General features: G+C 73.1%; 12 protein-coding genes, 2 pseudogenes and 1 other annotated feature. Of the genes and pseudogenes, 2 read left to right on the plus strand and 12 right to left on the minus strand.

The window, feature by feature from the left end; genetic code table 11:
* Positions 1 to 193 precede the first annotated feature (193 nt).
* The 4 genes from KPL60_RS08215 to KPL60_RS08230 are packed head-to-tail and all read right to left on the minus strand — an operon-like array spanning position 194 to position 3,567.
* A complete protein-coding gene (locus KPL60_RS08215; RefSeq protein ID WP_226365441.1) occupies positions 194 to 1,369 on the minus strand; it encodes a zinc-dependent alcohol dehydrogenase in 1,176 nt (391 codons plus the stop codon).
* Positions 1,366 to 1,851 carry a hypothetical protein gene (locus KPL60_RS08220; protein ID WP_226365442.1) on the minus strand — a complete coding sequence of 162 codons (486 nt, stop codon included), beginning with the start codon at positions 1,849 to 1,851 and terminating at the stop codon, positions 1,366 to 1,368. The genes KPL60_RS08215 and KPL60_RS08220 overlap by 4 nt, the downstream gene beginning before the upstream one ends.
* The gene (locus KPL60_RS08225) at positions 1,848 to 2,417 is read right to left on the minus strand and encodes a type 1 glutamine amidotransferase domain-containing protein (protein WP_226365443.1); all 570 of its coding nucleotides are present in this window, start codon (positions 2,415 to 2,417) and stop codon (positions 1,848 to 1,850) included. The genes KPL60_RS08220 and KPL60_RS08225 overlap by 4 nt, the downstream gene beginning before the upstream one ends.
* A gap of 1 nt (position 2,418) precedes the next feature.
* On the minus strand, positions 2,419 to 3,567 hold the full coding sequence (locus tag KPL60_RS08230; RefSeq protein ID WP_226365444.1) for a glutathione-independent formaldehyde dehydrogenase: 1,149 nt from the start codon (positions 3,565 to 3,567) through the stop codon (positions 2,419 to 2,421).
* 341 nt (positions 3,568 to 3,908) lie between these two features.
* Between KPL60_RS08230 and KPL60_RS08235 the strand changes: the two genes are divergently transcribed.
* The gene (locus tag KPL60_RS08235; protein ID WP_226365445.1) at positions 3,909 to 4,919 is read left to right on the plus strand and encodes a response regulator transcription factor; all 1,011 of its coding nucleotides are present in this window, start codon (positions 3,909 to 3,911) and stop codon (positions 4,917 to 4,919) included.
* 83 nt (positions 4,920 to 5,002) lie between these two features.
* Here KPL60_RS08235 and KPL60_RS08240 read toward each other — a convergent pair.
* The 4 genes and pseudogenes from KPL60_RS08240 to KPL60_RS08255 all read right to left on the minus strand — a co-directional run bounded on the left by KPL60_RS08240 (position 5,003) and on the right by KPL60_RS08255 (position 8,947).
* Positions 5,003 to 6,259, minus strand: a pseudogene (locus KPL60_RS08240) (IS3 family transposase).
* Positions 5,844 to 5,975 (minus strand) — a sequence feature (AL1L pseudoknot). It overlaps the preceding pseudogene by 132 nt.
* A gap of 462 nt (positions 6,260 to 6,721) precedes the next feature.
* Entirely contained in the window at positions 6,722 to 7,108 is a 387-nt protein-coding gene (locus KPL60_RS08245; RefSeq protein ID WP_226365446.1) for a DoxX family protein, read from the minus strand.
* A 193-nt stretch (positions 7,109 to 7,301) separates the two neighbouring features.
* Positions 7,302 to 8,006: a thioesterase II family protein gene (locus KPL60_RS08250; protein WP_226365447.1), complete on the minus strand. Its 705-nt coding sequence runs from the start codon at positions 8,004 to 8,006 to the stop codon at positions 7,302 to 7,304.
* A 50-nt stretch (positions 8,007 to 8,056) separates the two neighbouring features.
* The gene (locus KPL60_RS08255) at positions 8,057 to 8,947 is read right to left on the minus strand and encodes an ROK family protein (protein WP_226365448.1); all 891 of its coding nucleotides are present in this window, start codon (positions 8,945 to 8,947) and stop codon (positions 8,057 to 8,059) included.
* 276 nt (positions 8,948 to 9,223) lie between these two features.
* On the opposite strand from KPL60_RS08255, the gene KPL60_RS08260 reads away from it, so the two are divergent.
* On the plus strand, positions 9,224 to 10,648 hold the full coding sequence (locus tag KPL60_RS08260; protein ID WP_226365449.1) for an MFS transporter: 1,425 nt from the start codon (positions 9,224 to 9,226) through the stop codon (positions 10,646 to 10,648).
* Between the two features lie 10 nt (positions 10,649 to 10,658).
* On the opposite strand, the gene KPL60_RS08265 is transcribed toward KPL60_RS08260, so the two are convergent.
* The 4 genes and pseudogenes from KPL60_RS08265 to KPL60_RS08280 all read right to left on the minus strand — a co-directional run.
* The gene (locus KPL60_RS08265; protein WP_226365450.1) at positions 10,659 to 11,849 is read right to left on the minus strand and encodes a 3-deoxy-7-phosphoheptulonate synthase; all 1,191 of its coding nucleotides are present in this window, start codon (positions 11,847 to 11,849) and stop codon (positions 10,659 to 10,661) included.
* Positions 11,846 to 13,414 (minus strand): bifunctional 3-(3-hydroxy-phenyl)propionate/3-hydroxycinnamic acid hydroxylase, encoded by a 1,569-nt coding sequence (locus KPL60_RS08270; protein WP_226365451.1) that lies wholly within the window; start codon positions 13,412 to 13,414, stop codon positions 11,846 to 11,848. Before KPL60_RS08270 ends, KPL60_RS08265 begins: the two co-directional genes overlap by 4 nt.
* The gene (locus KPL60_RS08275; protein WP_226356559.1) at positions 13,411 to 14,184 is read right to left on the minus strand and encodes an arylamine N-acetyltransferase; all 774 of its coding nucleotides are present in this window, start codon (positions 14,182 to 14,184) and stop codon (positions 13,411 to 13,413) included. Before KPL60_RS08275 ends, KPL60_RS08270 begins: the two co-directional genes overlap by 4 nt.
* Positions 14,171 to 17,251: pseudogene (locus tag KPL60_RS08280) on the minus strand (type I polyketide synthase); the annotation flags it as partial. The gene KPL60_RS08275 and the pseudogene KPL60_RS08280, both read right to left, overlap by 14 nt.
* Position 17,252: the final 1 nt, after the last annotated feature.

The raw sequence follows: 17,252 nt of genomic DNA on the forward strand, positions 1-17,252 counted from the left end.
CCGCTCCCGGGGCCCTCGCCCGGCGGCGACCCGCCCACGTCCCCCCACACGGCCGCAGTGCCGGCACGGCGTCGGCGCCCCTCTCGGCGTCCCCCGTCCGTTCCCGGCGATGCCCATGGCGACGAGCCTCCTCCCATCGTCGTCGGGGCCGTCCTGCTCGGGGTGTCGCAGCGGTACCGGCCGCCCAGGCCCGTCACCCACCCGGGCGGAACACCGCGCGGACGCATCCGTCCTCCTTCTCCTTGAACATCCGGTAGCCGGCGGGGCCGTCGTCGAGCGGCATCACGTGGGTGGCGAGGTGTTCGGTCCGCACCTCGCCGCGGCTCATCAGGTCGAGGATCTCCGGCAGGTAGCGGTGCCCGTGCTGCTGGGCGCCACGCAGGGTCAGCGCCTTGTTCATCACCGCACCGAGGGGGAACTTGTCCACCACGCCGGCGAAGACGCCGAGGGTGAACACCGTCCCGCCCTTACGGCACGCGTAGATCGCCTCCCGCACCGCGGTGGGCCGGTCGGTCTGCAGCCGCATCTGCTGTTTGACCTGGTCGTAGAGGTACTGCGGGCCGGAGTGATGCGCCTCCATGCCCACCGCCTCGATACAGACGTCCGGTCCCCGCCCGCCGGTCAGCTCGCGCAGCTCGGCGGGCACGTCCACCTCCTCGTAGTCGAGGGTCTCCGCGCCGATGTGGGTACGCACCTGCTGCAGGCGGTTGTCGAAGCGGTCGATGACGACGACGCGCTCGGCACCCATCACCATGGCGGCCCGGGCAGCCATCTGGCCCACCCCGCCGGCACCCCACACCGCGACGACGTCACCCGGCCGCACCCCGGCCTGGTGAGCCCCCGTCCAGCCCGTCGGCGCCGCGTCGGAGGCGAACAGCGCCCGTTCGTCGGAGACACCGTCCGGGACGGTGAACGCCCCGTGGTCGGCGTAGGGGACCCGGATGTAACGCGCGTGACTACCCGCCCACCCACCCAGCGCGTGCGAGTAGCAGAAGCAACCGCCGATGGACTGGCCCCACATCGCCTCGGTCAGCCCGGGGTTCGGGTTGCCGTTGTCGCACAGCGACCACAGGCCCTCCCGGCAGTACCGGCACTGCCCGCAGCCGATGAACGACACCACGACCACCCGGTCACCCACCCGGTGCTTCGTCACGCCGGGCCCGACCTCGGCGACCGTGCCCATGAACTCGTGCCCGAGCACGTCACCCGCCCGCATGGCCGGGATGTAACCCCCCACCAGGTGCAGATCCGAGCCGCAGGTCGCGCTCAGCCCCACCTCGACGATGATGTCGTGAACGTTGAGCATTGTGGGCTCGGCGACGTCCTCGACGCCGATCTCGTTGACTCCGCGCCACGTCACGGCCTTCATCGCACACCCGCCTTCGGCGCCGCTCTGGTCCACATCTCGAGCAGCGTCCCGCCGGGGGTCGCCGTGCGGTCGCCGTGCGGTGCGGGGTCGACCACCAGCACCTCGCCCACCTCGACGACCTGTTTCGCGCGTCGCAGCGCGGAGCGCAGGTCCGCCTGCGGGTCGGTGCCGCTCAGCCGGGCCGCCGTGCTGCCGAAGGGTCGGCCGCGCAGGCGGGCCGCGAACTCGGTCCTCCTGCCGCCGGGCGCGGCGCGGACCCGCACCTCCAGCTGGTCGCCGAACCGGGCCAGGAATGCGGGCAGCTGATCGACATCGATCTCGGACGGCTCGCCAGCAAGGGTCACGACGAGCCACCCGGACGCCGGCCGGTCGGCGCCCGCCGGGCGAGCGGACGACGGATCCACGATGGATCTGACCTGCCGGATGACGCTGCCGCCCGCGCGAGCGGCCACGGAGGCCACGTTCCCGAGTGTGGTGGTCACGAGCGGCCTCCCGTCCTGGCGGCCTGCCCGGCGAACTCGGCCACGATGCGCTCGCAGAACGCGGGCAGATCGTCGGGCGAGCGGCTCGTCGTGAGGTTGCCGTCGGTGACGACCTGCTCGTCGACCACCTCCGCCCCGGCGTTGCGCAGGTCCGTGCGGATGCTCGGGAACGACGTCAGCCGCCTGCCCCGGGCGACGTCCGCCTCGACGAAGTTCCACGGACCGTGGCAGATCGAGGCCACCGGCTTGCCGGACTGCACGAAGTCCCGCACGAACGCGACCGCGGCCGGTTCCATCCGCAGCTTGTCCGGGTTGACGGTGCCGCCGGGCAGCAGCAGCGCGTCGTAGTCCTCCACCGAGGCCTCCCCCACCAGGCGATCGACGCCGAAGGTCCCGGCGTCCTCCAGATCGTTGTTGCGGGCGGCGATGTCTCCGTTCTCGATCGAGACGACCTCGGTGCGGGCCCCGGCATCGTCCAGCGCCCGACGCGGACGCTCGAGCTCCACCCGTTCGACGCCGTCGGCGGCCAGGATGGCGACCCGGCGTCCGTCCAGCTCCCCTGCCATGTCAGCTCCCCACCGGGTGCAGGACGACCTTCGTCCAGCCGTCCTCCCGCTTGTCGAAGTGTTCGTAGGCCTCCGGCGCCCGGTCGAGGGGCAGCTCGTGGCTCACGACGAAGGACGGCTCGGTCTTGCCCGCCGCGATCAGATCGCGCAGCCGGCGGTTGTACCGTTTGACCGGCGCCTGGCCGCTGCCGACGTGCTGGCCCTTGAACCAGAACGTGCCGAAGTCGAAGGCGATCCTGCCCTGCCTGGCCAGGTCGTCGGAGGCACCCGGGTCCTGCGGGACGAAGACGCCGACAGTGCCGATCCTCCCGGTGAAGCGCACCGAGGCGACCAGGCGGTTCATGGTGAGGTTCGGCTGTTCGTCCCCGGAGGGGTCGTGCGCCTGGTAGCCCACGCACTCGCAGCCGTTGTCCGCACCGAGCCCCATCGTCTCGTCGAGGACGGCCTGTACCGGATCCACCGTGGAGTCGTCGATGGGGATCGCGCCGATCGACTCCGCGAGGCGCAGCCGGTCGGGGTGCCGGTCGACGACCATCACCTTGCTCGCCCCCCGGATGGTCGCCGAGAGCGCGGCCATCAGGCCGACGGGCCCTGCGCCGTAGATGACGGTCTGATCACCGGGCTCGACAACCGCCATCTCGGTGGCGTGGTAGCCCGTCGGGAAGATGTCGGAGAGCATCACGTAGTCGGCCTGACGCTCCTGGGCGTCCTCCCCCAGCCGCAGGCAATTGAAGTCGCCCCACGGCACGCGGAGCAGCTCGGCCTGGCCGCCCGCCCAAGGGCCCATGTCGGCGAAGCCGTAGGCGGCGCCGGCCATGCTCGGCTCGGGCTGCGCGGTCAGGCAGTAGTTCGTGAGCCCCCGTTCGCAGTTCTTACAGTGCCCGCAGGCGATGTTGAACGGCAGGACGACGTACTCCCCCACCCGAACCTTGTCGACCCCGTCACCGACCTCGATCACCTGGCCCAGGTTCTCGTGCCCGAACCAACGACCGGGCTCGAAGTCGGTCCGGCCCTCGTACATGTGCAGATCGGAGCCGCAGATGTTCGTCGACGTGATCTGCACCAGGACATCGGTCGGACGCTCGATCCGCGCGTCCGGGACGTCCTTGACACTGATCTGCCGCGGGCCCTCGTAGACCACTGCTCGCACGCCGGCCTCCTTCGTCGTCGATGTACCCGACCGCCACCGGCCCGGCGAATCCCCATTGCAGCGGCGGCAGCGCGAGGCCCGGTAGTGGCAGACCTGCCGATACCGGCGCGGCAGACCGGCCGGTATGAGAGGCGGTCGCGGGCCCTCACCACGTCCTACCGTGGGCCGCGTGGCGGGGGGACGTTCCGGCCCGCGGGTTTCCCTCGCCCCGCCCCGGGTAGTGGCTCCGCCCGCATCCAAGCGACCGACGAGAAGACCGGTGCCCCGCCCCACCCGTCCCCATCGACCGGGCAGCCATCCGGTGCGCGGGCGAAGCCACAGGCACCATCCTGGGAGGACACATGGGCTCGCACCGGGCCGGAGAGCTGCTCCTGGCCGAGGCTGCCTCCTCGCCCGGCACCACCCCGGAACGTGCGCAGAACCTTCTCGAGGCACTGCGACTGCTCGTCCCGTTCGACGGTGCCTGGTTGGCGCTCGCCGACCCGGCGGGTAGTGGGTACCACTCCGTGGCCAGCCTCGACCTCGACCGCCCGATCGTGGAGTTCCTCTCCGGGCCACTCACGGCACGCGACATCGAGGTCACCGCAACGGATCGGGCACGCCCCCCGCTGAGCCCGTCGTACCTGTCCTGCCCTGCACAGGAGCTAGCGACATGGGGCGAGTTCCTGACCCCGTCCGGGATCAACGAAGCGCTGGCCCTGGGCCTCTTCACATCAACGGGCCGGCACGTCGGCTTTCTGGCGCTGCTGTCGGACGACCGGCATCCACCGTCCCCGGTCACGCGACGCAGACTCGGTCGGCTCGGGCCTGTTCTCGCACACGGCATCGACCCGATGCGGTCGCTCCTGAGTGCCGTAGGTCTGGTGCGCGGAGCCACGGCCGGTGTCCTGCTCTGCCGCGACGGGGGCTACCGACCCTTGCCGGGTCTTGCGGACGACCCGCTGCTGAGCCCGTCCTCGCCCGTTCTGACCGTCGCCCGCGAGCGCATCGACGACGGGTACGTGCACTCCTCGTTCCTCTGGCCGGCGAACGGGCCGGCCACGACCGGCGGGCACGTGCGCGTGACCGCCCTCAGGGCGCCCGAGGACACCCCGCCGGCGTTGACCGGCCTCGCCCTGCTGACCCCCGGATCCGGGCTCCGGGGGTTGACTCCGCGTGAGCTCCAGGTCTTGGGCCTGCTGGTGGAGGGGTGCTCCAATCACGAGATCGCACACGCGTTGGCGGTGGCTCCCCGCACCGTGGCGGCCCACCTCGAGCACATCCTCGACAAACTCGAGGCACCGACGCGCACACTCGCCGCAGTCCGTGCCGAACGGGAGGGCCTTTACGTCCCGCCTCATCCGCGCGTCTGAGTCGACGCCCCGGACGCCGGGGCGGGGCACCGTCTGCCGGGCCGCGGGCGTGGACGAGGACCTCGTCCTGAACCGCCCCGGGTTCAGTGGAGGCTGGGTTCTGCCCGTTCAGCATGCTGCTGCGGGGCGTGATTGCGGTAGTAGGTGGCTTCGGCTTCGGTCGGTGTGATCATCCCGAGTTGGCCGTGCAGGCGCCGATGGTTGAACCAGTCGATGTACTCAAGGGTGGCGATCTCGAGGTCGTCCACGCCGCGCCACGGGCCCCGCGGACGGATCAACTCGGTCTTGAACAGGCCGTTGAAACTCTCCGCCAGAGCATTGTCGTAGGAGTCCCCGCGACTACCGACCGACCCGACCGCGCCTGCCTCGGCGAGGCGTTCGGTGTAGCGGATCGCCAGATATTGCACCCCGCGATCGGAGTGGTGCACCAGCCCCGAGATGTCGGCCTGTTGCAGCTCACGACGCCACAACGCCATCTCCAGAGCGTCGAGGGCCAGGTCGGTGCGCAGATGCCGGGCCAGTTGCCAGCCGACCACCATCCGGGAATACACATCGACGACGAACGCGGCATAGACCCAGCCCGAGAACGTGCGCAGGTAGGTCAGATCCGCCACCCACAACCGGTTGGGCCCTGGCGCCCGGAACCGGCGTTCAACCAGATCCGCCGGCCGCTGCGCGCCGTGCTCGACAACCGTGGTGCGCACCGTGCGGCCCCGGACCGCACCGCGAATCCCGAGCTCACGCATCAGGCGCTCGACGGTGCAGCGCGCCACCCGGGTGCCTTCCCGGTTGAGCGCGGCCCAGATCTTGTCCGCCCCATAGACCCGGTAGTTCTCGGCGAACACCCGCCCGATCTCAACCTTGAGGACCTCATCGCGGCGCGCCCGCAACGAGAGCGGACGGGTCTTGGCCGCGTAGTAGCTGCGGGGCGATCGGCACGCCGGCCGCGGCCAGCACTGTGCAGATCGGCTCGACCCCGAACCGGTCGCGATGGGTGTCGATGTAGTCGATCACTTGCTGCCGCTGGGGCGGTCGAGCTCCGCCGCGAAGAAAGCCGACGCCGTGCGGAGAATCGCGTTCGCCCGCCGCAGCTCAGCGTTCTCCTTCTCCAGAGCCCGGATCCGGTCCCGCTCCGAGGTCGACGTCCCCGCCCGCACGCCCTGATCGATCTGGACTTGTTTGACCCAGCCCCGCAACGTGTCCCGATTGATCCCCAGCTGCTCCCCGACCCGGGTGCACGCCGCGGTCACGTTCACCTGCTCCTCGCCCTCGACCAGGTCCAGGACCAACCGGACCGACCGCTCCCGAATCTCATCGGGGTACTTCTTCGGCGCTGGCATGACTCCAACCCTTCCGTGGGTTCAGAGCCTCCATCAAGACCGGGGCGGTTCAAGGTCACGTGGCGCAGTACGGCGCCGTTCGATACCAACGAACTCGGCCCCGTTCACCATCCTTGCTCCACGATTGCGCCAATCGATCAGTAAATGATCTTCACGCAAGCACGGTCGATCGGACAGCCCTGGCTCATGACGTCCGGGACCGCTGCGACACCAGGCCGCGGAGTCCTCACCGTGGGCCCCTGCGAGTCCACGGCACCATCGACACTGGTCGCCATCAATGAGACTGGCATGACCGCCGCCATCGACCAGACCTTCCATGCCCCGGCCTCCGGCTCCACGCCGCTGCGAGTACTGGGCACTCGACTGCGTTCCGGGGCCGAGCAGGGCGAGCAGGGTAGACACTAAGACCGGGCCGGGCGGCCTTCGCGGTTGCGGTACCGCCGGTTCCCGTACCCGGAAGGGTCAGGCTGCGGGCTCCGTGGTCGTCCGGGCAGCGGACACCGGACGCGCCAGGAGCGTGTGGAGCGCCGTCAGCGCGCCCGCGACCACGAGCAGGAAGAGCGCGGACGTGCCTGCCGGGATCAGGTCACCGCGCAGCAGGTGGAAGCCGACCGCGCCCAGGAGCAGGAGCAGGAGGCCGGTGGACGCGGCGAGTCCGATGGCACGCACGCGGAGCCCCACCAGCAGGCCGAGCGCGCCCGCGACCTCGAGCAGTCCGATGACCACCACCAGCGCCGCCGGCAGACCCAGCTGGTCCACGAACGTCGCCGTCGAGACGATCTTGCCGCCGCCGATGGCGAGGAAGGCGATCGCGCCGAGTACCGACAGGACACCGAGTGCGACGCGCATGGAGGACTCCCTTCGTCCGGGACGTGTCGTCCCGAGGTCGGACCGCAGGTGACGCAGACGGTCGAGCCCATGCTCCGATCCGCGGCCCATCCACCGCCCATCGCCGGGTCATCGCTCGTCCACTCGGCCCATCGACACGGCCGACACGGCCATCGGAGCCACCACCCGGCGCCGGGATCGGCTCGGGAGCAGGTCAGTCGAGCAGTCTCCTGACCATCTCGAACAGGAACGGTGTGTCGCTGTCGAGGTAGAAGTGCCCGCCGGGGCGGGTGAACAGCCGGAAGGGCCCCGTCGTGACAGCGCCCCACCCGTGCGCGTCGGCGGCCGTCGCGCGGGGGTCGGCGTCCCCGACGACCGCTGTGACCGGGATGTCCAGCGGCGGGCCCGGCCGGAACCGGTGGCGGTCCAGGAGCCGGTAGTCACCGCGGATGACCGGGAGGAAGGCCGCGCGCACGTCCGGATCGTCGAGCAACGCCGTTCCGCGGCCGCCGAGCCGCCGGACGTCCGCGAGCACGGCCTCGTCGTCGGCCGGCAACCGCTCGGTGCAGGCCGGCCGCGGTGACCGTCGTCCGGACACCACCAGGGCGGCGCACGGTGCACCGCGGGCCTGCAGCACCCGGCTCACCTCGTGGGCGACCACGGCGCCCATGCTGTGCCCGAACAGGACGGTGCGCCGCGACGTGGCGAGCGGCGCGACGACATCGGCCACCGCGGTGGCGAGGGTCATGAGGTCGTCGGGGGCGGCCTCGGACCGGCGGTCGAAACGCCCCGGATAGTGGACGGGGAGGGCCGCCACGTCCGGCGCCAGCTCGACCGACCAGCGGTGGAAGTAGGCGGCGGTACCGCCCGCGTGCGGGAAGCACAGGAGCAACGGCGCCGCGGGGTCGACGTCACGCACGGGGACCAGCCAGGGGCGAGCCGCCGCCAACGCGGGCCCGGGAGCCGGGCTCACGGCACGGCCTCGGCCCGGAGGGACCTGGCCAGCGACAGCGCCCCGTGGAGGGACGACGTCCCCCCGAGCGCGGCCGCACGTACCTCCGGGACGGGATGCCCCACCCGCGCGTGTCCCGCCACCTCGTCCGCGACGACGGCTGCCAGGTCCGTGACACCGGCGGCGAACCCTCCGCCGATCACGGCGAGATCGACCCGCAGCAGCTCCCCCACCCCGATGACCGCGGCGGCCAACGCCCGACCCGCCGCCCGGACCGCCCCGTCCGCCCACGGGGCACCGGCGCGCCATCCGTCGAGCAGCTGCTCAGGGCCGGTCTCCTGTCCGAACGCGGCGCCCGCGGCCCGCAGCACCGCGGGCCCGGATGCGATCCCCTGCAGGCATCCGCGTCTGCCGCAGTCGCACCGTGGGCCGTCGAGCGCGACGATCATGTGCCCCACCTCGCAGGATCCGCGTCCCGACCGAGGGAGCAGCCGGCCGTCGGAGACGATCCCGCCACCCACACCGGTCCCCACCCCGAGGTAGACCACATCCGACCGGCCGGCGTGCTCGGCCTCGGCCAGCGCCGCGAGATCTCCGTCGTCCGCGGTCGCGGTGGGGGTCGCGGGGAACAGATCCGCGACGAACCCGGCCCAGTCCAGGCCCACCCAGCTCGGGCGGTTCGGCCAGCTCGTCACGGTCCCCGACACGGCGACGGTCGCGGGGAGGGACACGCCGACGGCGCGGGATCCGCTCCCCATCGTGGCCACCGCTGCGCGTAGGAGGGCGAGATCGTCGGACCTGCTCGCCCCCTCTGACCACCGCACGACCGTCTCGTGCGGTGGGGTTCCGGCTCCCTCGCGACGCAGGGCCACCTTCGTCCCGCCGATGTCGATCGCCAGGATGCTCACCGGTCGCACCGCACGGGTGTGTCGGGCATCGTCCGTCCTCACCTGCTCGGGGTCGCCGTCGCAGGTCAGCATCGGCGGCGACGCCCATCGCGGGCTCATCCCATGGTCACCGGCCGGGCACGTTCGGTGATCCGGGCCACAGCGACGTCGTCGGGCCCGCGCCGACCAGGACGGTCACATCGCTGTTCCCCAAGCGACCCGAATGTTCCCTCTACTGCCGGTCGCGCTGCCCACCGATGCTGCGAGACGCACACCCGTCTCGACGAAGGGACCCCCGTGTCCACCGCTCCGTCCCGCACCGTCCCCCGGCCGGGGCTCACCCTGGCCCTGCTCGCGTTCGCCCAGTTCATGACCGCGATCGACTTCGACATCGTCTTCGTCGCGCTGCCGGAGATCGGCCGCGACCTCGGCTTCACCGAACAGTCACTGCAGACCGTCGTCAGCGCCTACACCGTCGTCCTCGGCGGCTTCCTCCTGCTCGGCGGGCGGGCCGCGGACCGGCTGGGAGCGCGGCGCATGTTCGTCGCCGGGCTCGTGGTCTTCGGACTGTCCTCGCTGGTCGCGGGCCTCGCGAGCGGCCCGACCGTGCTCGTGCTCGCCCGCGCGGTACAGGGGCTCGGTGCGGCGCTGCTGACCCCGTCCACCCTCAAGCTCGTCACCGCGCACTTCGCGGAGGGCCCCGCACGCAACAAGGCCCTCGCGGTCTGGGGAGCCGCGGGCGCGACCGGCGCCGCGGTCGGCGCCCTCGGCGGCGGGGTGCTCACCAGCCTGCTCGGCTGGGAATGGGTCTTCTTCGTCAACGTGCCCCTGATGGCCATCGCGCTCGCCGCGACGCCGACCCTGCTCAGCCGCGACCACACGACGAGTGCCGGCGGGTTCGACCTGCCCGGCGCCGTCCTCGCCACCGCGGGGTTCACCCTCGTCGTGCTCGGCCTGGTCTCGGGTCCGGAGATCGGCTGGCTCACCCCGCGCGGCGTCGGCGCGCTCGTACTCGGTCTCGTGCTGGTGGGCCTGTTCGTGCTCGTGGAGTCCCGCACCCGCGACCCGCTCGTGCCCCTGCGCCTGTTCCGCAACCGCAACGTCGTCGCCGCCACCGCGGTGATCTTCGTGTTCATGGGAACCGTCGGCACCCAGTACTACCTGTTCACCACCTACCTCCAGACGGTCCTGGGCTACTCCCCGCTGACCGCGGGCTTCGCCTTCCTGCCACTCAGCATCTGCAGCCTGCTCGCATCGATGACACTGGTCCCCCTGCTGCTGGGCAGGCTCGGCATCCGCAGCACCCTCGTCATCGGCATGACCGGCGTGACCGCCTCACTGGTGGTGCTCGCCCTCGGCATGTCGGTCGGCGGCTCCTACTGGGCCGTCCTGCCCGGCGTGCTGCTCTGGGGCACCTCCGCCGGGCTCGCGTTCCCACCGCTGTTCGTCTCCGTCTCCACCGGCGTCGCACCCGACCAGCAGGGCGTCGCCTCCGCCCTGGCCTCGACCTCGCAGTACCTCGGCTCCGCGGTCGGCCTCGCCGCCCTGGTCGCCGTGGCGAGCGTCGGACTGGAACCCGACGCGACCCCGGACGCCGTCGTCGCGGGACTACGGCTCGCCGGATGGGTGGCCGCAGCGGTCACCCTCGTGGGAGTGGGCCTGGCCGCGGCCATCCTGCGCCCCTCGCGCACCGCCCCCCAGCAGCAGGCGACGAGCGCGTGAGCGGGGCCGTTCAGCCGAACTCGTGCGCGGCGACCGCGGCGACCTCGACCGCCTGCGGGCGGTTGAGCCGCGGGTCGCAGGCGGTGCGATAGCGGTCGGCGAGGTCACCGGGTGCGACGGCACCGCCGACGCACTCGGTGACGTCGTCACCGGTGAGCTCGAGGTGCAGCCCGCCGGGGTGGGTGCGCGCTGCCCGGTGCGCCGCGGCGTAGGCGCGCACCTCGGCCAGCACGCGGTCCAGCCGGCGGGTCTTCAGCCCCGAGGCGGAGGTCTCGGTGTTGGCGTGCAGCGGATCGCACAACCACGCGACCGGGTGTCCGGTGGCCGCGACGGCCGCCAGGATCGGCGGGAGCGCCTCCGCCACCCGCTCGGCGCCCATCCGGACGATCAGCGAGAGCCGCCCCGGGAGGCGGCCCGGGTCGAGCAGCCCCAGGTAGGTCAGGACCTCGGAGGGTGTCGCTCCCGGCCCGATCTTGATCCCGATCGGGTTGTCCAGCAGGCGGAGCAGGGCGACGTGCGCGCCGTCGACGTGCCGGGTGCGTTCGCCGATCCAGAGGAAGTGACCCGATCCCCCGTAGAGGCCGGCCGTGGAGCGTCGGACCAGGGCGGACTCGTAGTCCAGCAGCAGCGCCTCGTGACCGGCGAACACCTCCTGCGGGTGCGTCCGGATGCGGTCCAGGACGCTCGCCGCGTCCGCGTACGCGCGCAGCATCCGCTGGGGGTCGGCCGCGCGGGCGGCGCGCGTCCCGGTCGCCGAGTTGACGATGTCCCCCCGGTAGACCGGCAGGCCGTCGGCGTCCGAGGAGTTCGAGCGCGGCTTGGCGTACTGCCCCGCCATCCGGGCGATCCGCACGACCGGGGTGGTCGCGCCGCCGCGCAGCACGTCGGCGACGGCGCCCAGCGTCGCGAGGTTGCCCAGCAGGTGCTCGCGGGTGTTGCCGTCGAAGGTCTCCGCGCAGTCACCGCCGTGTACGACGAGGGCCTCGCCGCGCGCGACCTCGGCGAGGTGGGTGCGCAGACCGTCGACCTCGTCGGCGGCGACGAGCGGCGGCATGAGCGCCAGGGCACGACGGACCGCCGAGACCCGGCCCGGGTCGGGCCAGTCGGGCTGTTGGAGCGCGGGTCGCGCGGTGGCGGCGGCGATGCGCGCGGCGGCAGCACCGAGCGGGTCGGTCGGCAGCACGGGGGCCAGGGGGGTCATACCGGGGAGAGCCTTTCCGAACCGAGGTGGATGAGGAGGTCGTCGACGAGGGCTCGCGCCCCGGTCGTGTCGCTCGCCCCGCCGAAGAGGTAGAAGTCCGGACGGACCAGCGCGGCGACCGCGCCGGCGTCGGCCAACAGCGGCAGGTACACGTCGTCGTGGTCCTGGAGCACGCCCGCGGCGTCGCTCCCGGCCGGGGCGACCTGCACCAGGTGGGCACCGAGCCCGGCGAGCCGGGTGCGCCGTGCCGGATCGAGGAGCTCCTCGACCGGCAGCGTCGACAGCAGGACGAACCCGGTGCCGACAACGTCGTCGAACAGCCCGGTCACGCCGTCGCGCGTGACCGTTCCCTGGGGGCCGAGCACGCCGCCCAGCCCGGTGGGGTCCCTGCGGAGCACGCCTCGGGTCAGCGCGGTGACCGCGGGTTCGGCCGGTGTCCCGCGCCGGCGCGCGGCCGCGGCTGCCATCGCCGTGTCGCGGTCCGCGGCGGCCTTCGGGTCGGTCTGGCAGATGACCCGGCCGAGGTTCATCGACATGCCGATGGCGTGCTGCACGTGCGCCCGGCGTTCGACGGTGTAGCTGTCCAGCAGCGAGTCGGCGGCCGCGCCCCGCAGGACGAGGTCGAGCTTCCACGCGAGGTTCGCTGCGTCCCGCAGCCCCGAGCACATGCCCTGCCCGGCGAACGGCGGCATCAGGTGCGCGGCGTCCCCGGCGAGCAGGACCCGCCCGGAGCGCCAGTCGTTCGCGAACCGCGCCTGGAACGTGTAGACGGCGTGCCGGTCGAGGGTGGCGTTGCCCGGGTCGAGCCCGAACAGCCCCAGCAGCCGCCACGCCGAGTCGGCCGTGCCGAAGTCCGCCGGGTCCTCGTCGGGCAGCCGCATGAACTCCCACCGCCGGTGACCGGGTCCTGCCGACACCGCGGTGCGCGGGCGGGCGGGGTCGCAGACCTGCAGGTTGTTCGGCTCGAGGACCCGTCCGTCGTGCACGGTGACGTCGCAGGTCAGCCAGTCGTCGAAGTAGCCGAAGTCGGTCACGGGGAGGTCGAGGGCCGCGCGCACGGTGCTGTTGGCCCCGTCGCACCCGACGAGCCACGAGGCCTCGACCTCGAGCGGGTCCGGCCCCGCGGTCACCACCCGTACCCGGTCGGCGTCCTGGTCGAGGGCGATCACCTCGTGGCCCCGCAGCACGGTGACCCCTGGCGACGACTCGGCGCGCTCGGCCAGGGCCGACTCGAGGCCCGGCTGGTACACCGCGCTGGAGTCCGGGTGGCCCGACCGGCCGCGATCGGAGACGTCGACCTCGAACAGGACGGTGCCCGCGCCGTTCTGCCAGACGTAGTCCCGGGAGGGCTCCGTGACCTCGGCGAGCCGGTCACCGATGCCGGTGGCGGCGAGGATCCGGCCCGACTCGCCGTCGAAGGAGACCGCGCGCGGCATCGGGTAGGGCCGGGGCCAACGCTCGAGCACCACGATCCGGCGTCCGGGGCGCGCCAGCAGCAGGGTCGCCACCTGCCCCACCGGGCCGAAGCCGACCACGACGACGTCGGCCTGCAGCGGCCCGCTCACCTCGGGCGGCGCAGGATGTCCGCCACGGCCTCGTCCAGGTCCGTCTGCGTCACCAGTCCGCGCAGTGTGTCCTTCCCGTCGTCGACGACGAGCAGCCTGCGCCCGATGAGGATCTTCTGGCCGTTGTCGGTGGCCCGGCCCCGCACGACCGTGCCCGCACCGGCGAGGAGGCGGGCGAACTCCTCCAGCCCGGTGTCCGGCCGCTGCCACTCGGCCAGGTCGCGAGGGTCGGTGTGCAGCCGGTAGACGGGCTGCCAGTCACCGACGCGGCCACGCCGCTGCACCACCTGGTAGCCGCCGTCGGGGACGACCCGGAAGTCGGCGCCCGACTGGTGCTGGACCTGCTCGCTCACCCGCAGTGGCTCGAGGTAGGAGGGCCCGACGAACCCGACGTCGACCAGCAGCAGCTCGCCCTCGACCCGTGCGAAGGACAGGACGTGCTCGAGGTCCGGGCCGAACGAGCCGTCGGCCTGCCGGATCCCGGCCGCGAGCACTCCCACCTCGTAGCCGAGCCGGGCCAGCAGCTCCCGGAACAGGCCGTTGAGCTCGTAGCAGACGCCGCCGCGATCTCCGGTGACGATCTCGTCGAAGACCGCGTCGACGTCGATGTCGATCCCGGCCCACAGGTCGAGCCCCCGGCCCGCGTTGAGCGAGCTGTCGTACGGCAGGGTCGCCAGGTGGCGGCGGTGCAGCAGGGCGAGCGCCTCGCGGGTCGGTTCGGGGCGACTCGGCTGCCCGAGAACGGCGAGATAGCGGTCAACGTCGAACATCGGCGAGCTCCTGTGCGAGGTGGTCGGCGAGCAGCTGCGGCGTGGGGTGGTCGAAGATCAGCAGCGAGGGCAGCTCCAGGCCCGTCCGCGCCGCCAGCCGGTCCCGCACCTCCACCGCGGTCAGGGACGTGAACCCCGTCTCGAAGAACACCGCGTCCGGTGCGACGGCCTCGGGCCCGGGGTGCCCGAGGACCGCGGCGGCGGCGGCGCGCACGATCTCGGTCAGCGCGGCCACGAGCTCGTCCTCGGGGAGCACGGCCAGATCCGGCCCGGCGGTCAGGGTGTCGGTGTCGGTGTCGGTGTCGGTCACGGTGTCGGTCTCCGGTCGGGGTGTGGTCGTCACCTGGGGACTCTCCGAATCGAGCCAGTACCGTCGGCGCTGGAAGGCGTAGGTGGGCAGGGTGGTCGGGCGGGTGGACGTGCCCGCGTACAACGGGGACCAGTCCACGGGCACCCCGTGGACGTGCAGGGTGGCCAGCGAGGTCAGGAAGCGAGCGGGTCCGCCGCCGTCGCGGCGCAGGGAGCCGGTCACGGCCGCGACCGCGCCGGTCCCGTCGAGGCTCTCCTGGACCGCACTGGTCAGGACGGGGTGGGCGCCGGCCTCGACGAACACCCGGTAGCCCTGTGCGACCAGCGCCGACGTGGCGTCGGCGAAGCCGACGGGTCGTCGGAGGTTGCGGTACCAGTAGTCCGCGTCGAGGGCCGTGCCGTCGACCCAGGCCCCCTCGACGGTCGAGTAGAAGGGGATGGTCGACGCCTGCGGGCGCACACTCGCCAGCGCCTCGCGCAGCTCGGTCTCGATCTTCTCGACGTGGGCGGTGTGCGAGGCGTAGTCGACGGGGACCGGCCGGGCCCGGCCGCCCTCGGCGTCGACCTCGGCGACCAGCTCGCGCACCGCGTCGGGATCACCGGCGACGACGACGGACCGCGGGCTGTTCACCGCAGCGATCTCGAGCTCGCCCGCCCGGTGCCGGAGCCGGTCCGCGACCTCGTCGGGGGTGAGTGCCAGCGAGGCCATGCCCCCGTGCCCGGACAGCGTCTGCCCGATCAGCCTGCTGCGCGCCGCGACGACGAGCGCGCCCTCGGCGAGCGACAGGGCACCGGCCACGGTGGCGGCGGCGATCTCGCCCTGTGAGTGGCCCACGACCGCGTCCGAGCGGAGCCCGAAGGACTCCCAGAGCCGGGCCAGCGCCACCCCGACCGCGAACGACGCCGGCTGGACCACCTCCACCCGGTCCAGACCGGGAGCGCCCGGTGCCCGGGTCAGCACCGCGCGCAGGTCCCAGTCGACGTGCGGGCGCAGCGCCGTGGCCACCTCGTCGACCACCTCGGCGAAGCGCGGCCAGGTCAGGAGCTCGGCGCCCATGCCCTCCCACTGCGCGCCCTGGCCGGGCAGGACCAGGGCGATCCGGCCGTCGACCCGGGCGGACCCGGTGACCAACCGGGGGGCCGGGTCGCCCACGGCCAACGCACGCAGCCCCGAGACCGCCTCCGCGCGGGACCCGGCGACGACGACGGCGCGGTGGGCCAGAGCCGCCCGGTCGGTGGCGAGGGACAGGGCGACGTCGGCGAGCCCGGCCTCTCCGACGTCCAGGGCGTCCGCGAGCCGGGCGGCCTGGGCCCGGAGTCCCTCGCCGTCGACGCCGGACACCGCGAGCGGGACCGTCTCGGGTGGCGGGCCCGTCGGGCCGTCGTCCACGGGCCCGGGCGGGGCCTCCTCCACGATCACGTGCGCGTTCGTGCCGCTGACCCCGAAGGACGACACACCGGCCCGACGCGGGCTCCCACCCGGTCGCCACCGCCGTGCCTCGGTGAGCAGCTCGACCGCGCCGCCGGACCAGTCCACCTGTGACGACGGCCGGTCCACGTGCAGGGTGGCCGGCAGGACACCGTGCCGCAGCGCCTCGAGGATCTTGATGATCCCCGCGACCCCGGCGGCCGCCTGGGTGTGGCCGATGTTGGACTTGAGCGAGCCGAGCAGCAGGGGCCGGTCGGCGGGCCGGTCGCGCCCGTAGGTGGCCAGCAGGGCCTGGGCCTCGATCGGGTCGCCCAGCGTGGTCCCCGTCCCGTGCCCCTCGACGGCGTCGACGTCGGCCGGGCCGAGTCCGGCATCGGCGAGCGCCCGCGTGATCACCCGCTGCTGGGCGGGCCCGTTCGGGGCGGTGAGCCCGTTCGACGCGCCGTCCTGGTTGACCGCGGAGCCCCGGACGAGCCCCAGCACGGGGTGGCCGTTGCGGTGGGCGTCGGACAGGCGTTCGAGCAGGAGCACCGCGGCCCCCTCGGCCCAGCCGGTGCCGTCCGCGGCGTCGGCGAAGGCCTTGCAGCGTCCGTCCGGGGCCAGCCCGCGCTGGCGGGAGAACTCGACGAACGGCGCGGGTCCGAAGAGGAGGGCGACACCGCCGGCCAGTGCGAGCGAGCACTCGCCGGCCCGCAGCGCCTGCGCCGCGAGATGCACGCCGACCAGCGAGGAGGAGCAGGCCGTGTCCACCGTGATCGCGGGCCCCTGCAGGCCGAGGGTGTAGGCGACCCGCCCGGACACCACGCTCCCGGAGTTGCCCGTACCGAGGAAGCCCTCCAACCCTTCGGGCACCTCGCGCAGTCCGGAGGCGTAGTCGTGGTACATCACACCGGTGTAGACCCCGGTGTCGCTGCCCTGCAGCGACGTGGGGTCGATGCCGGCCCGTTCCACGAGCTCCCAGGACAGCTCGAGCAGCAACCGCTGCTGCGGGTCCATCGCCAGCGCCTCGCGCGGGGAGATGCCGAAGAAGCCGGCGTCGAAGTCCCCCGCGCCGTCGACGAAGCCGCCCTCCCGGACGTACGAGCGGCCCGCCGCGCCGGGGTCGGGGTCGTAGAGGGCCTCGACGTCCCAGCCGCGGTCGGTCGGGAACTCCGCGACCGCGTCCCGGCCCGCGGCGACGAGCTCCCACAGGTCCTCCGGTGAACGGACACCGCCGGGCAGCCGGCAGGCCGCCGCCACGACGGCGATGGGCTCCGCGCGCGTCACCGCGCCGCTGCGCAGCCGCTCGTTCTCCACCAACGCGGCCCGCAGAGCCGCCACCAACCGGTCG

This window comes from Pseudonocardia sp. ICBG162, assembly GCF_020496225.1.
In the GTDB taxonomy this organism is placed as follows: domain Bacteria; phylum Actinomycetota; class Actinomycetes; order Mycobacteriales; family Pseudonocardiaceae; genus Pseudonocardia; species Pseudonocardia alni.

Coding starts and splice junctions, on each gene's coding strand:
- KPL60_RS08275 (WP_226356559.1), bottom strand. CDS start 14,184: ATGTTCGACGTTGACCGCTATCTCGCCGTTCTCGGGCAGCCGAGTCGC.
- KPL60_RS08215 (WP_226365441.1), bottom strand. CDS start 1,369: ATGAAGGCCGTGACGTGGCGCGGAGTCAACGAGATCGGCGTCGAGGAC.
- KPL60_RS08265 (WP_226365450.1), bottom strand. CDS start 11,849: ATGACCCCCCTGGCCCCCGTGCTGCCGACCGACCCGCTCGGTGCTGCC.
- KPL60_RS08245 (WP_226365446.1), bottom strand. CDS start 7,108: ATGCGCGTCGCACTCGGTGTCCTGTCGGTACTCGGCGCGATCGCCTTC.
- KPL60_RS08235 (WP_226365445.1), top strand. CDS start 3,909: ATGGGCTCGCACCGGGCCGGAGAGCTGCTCCTGGCCGAGGCTGCCTCC.
- KPL60_RS08225 (WP_226365443.1), bottom strand. CDS start 2,417: ATGGCAGGGGAGCTGGACGGACGCCGGGTCGCCATCCTGGCCGCCGAC.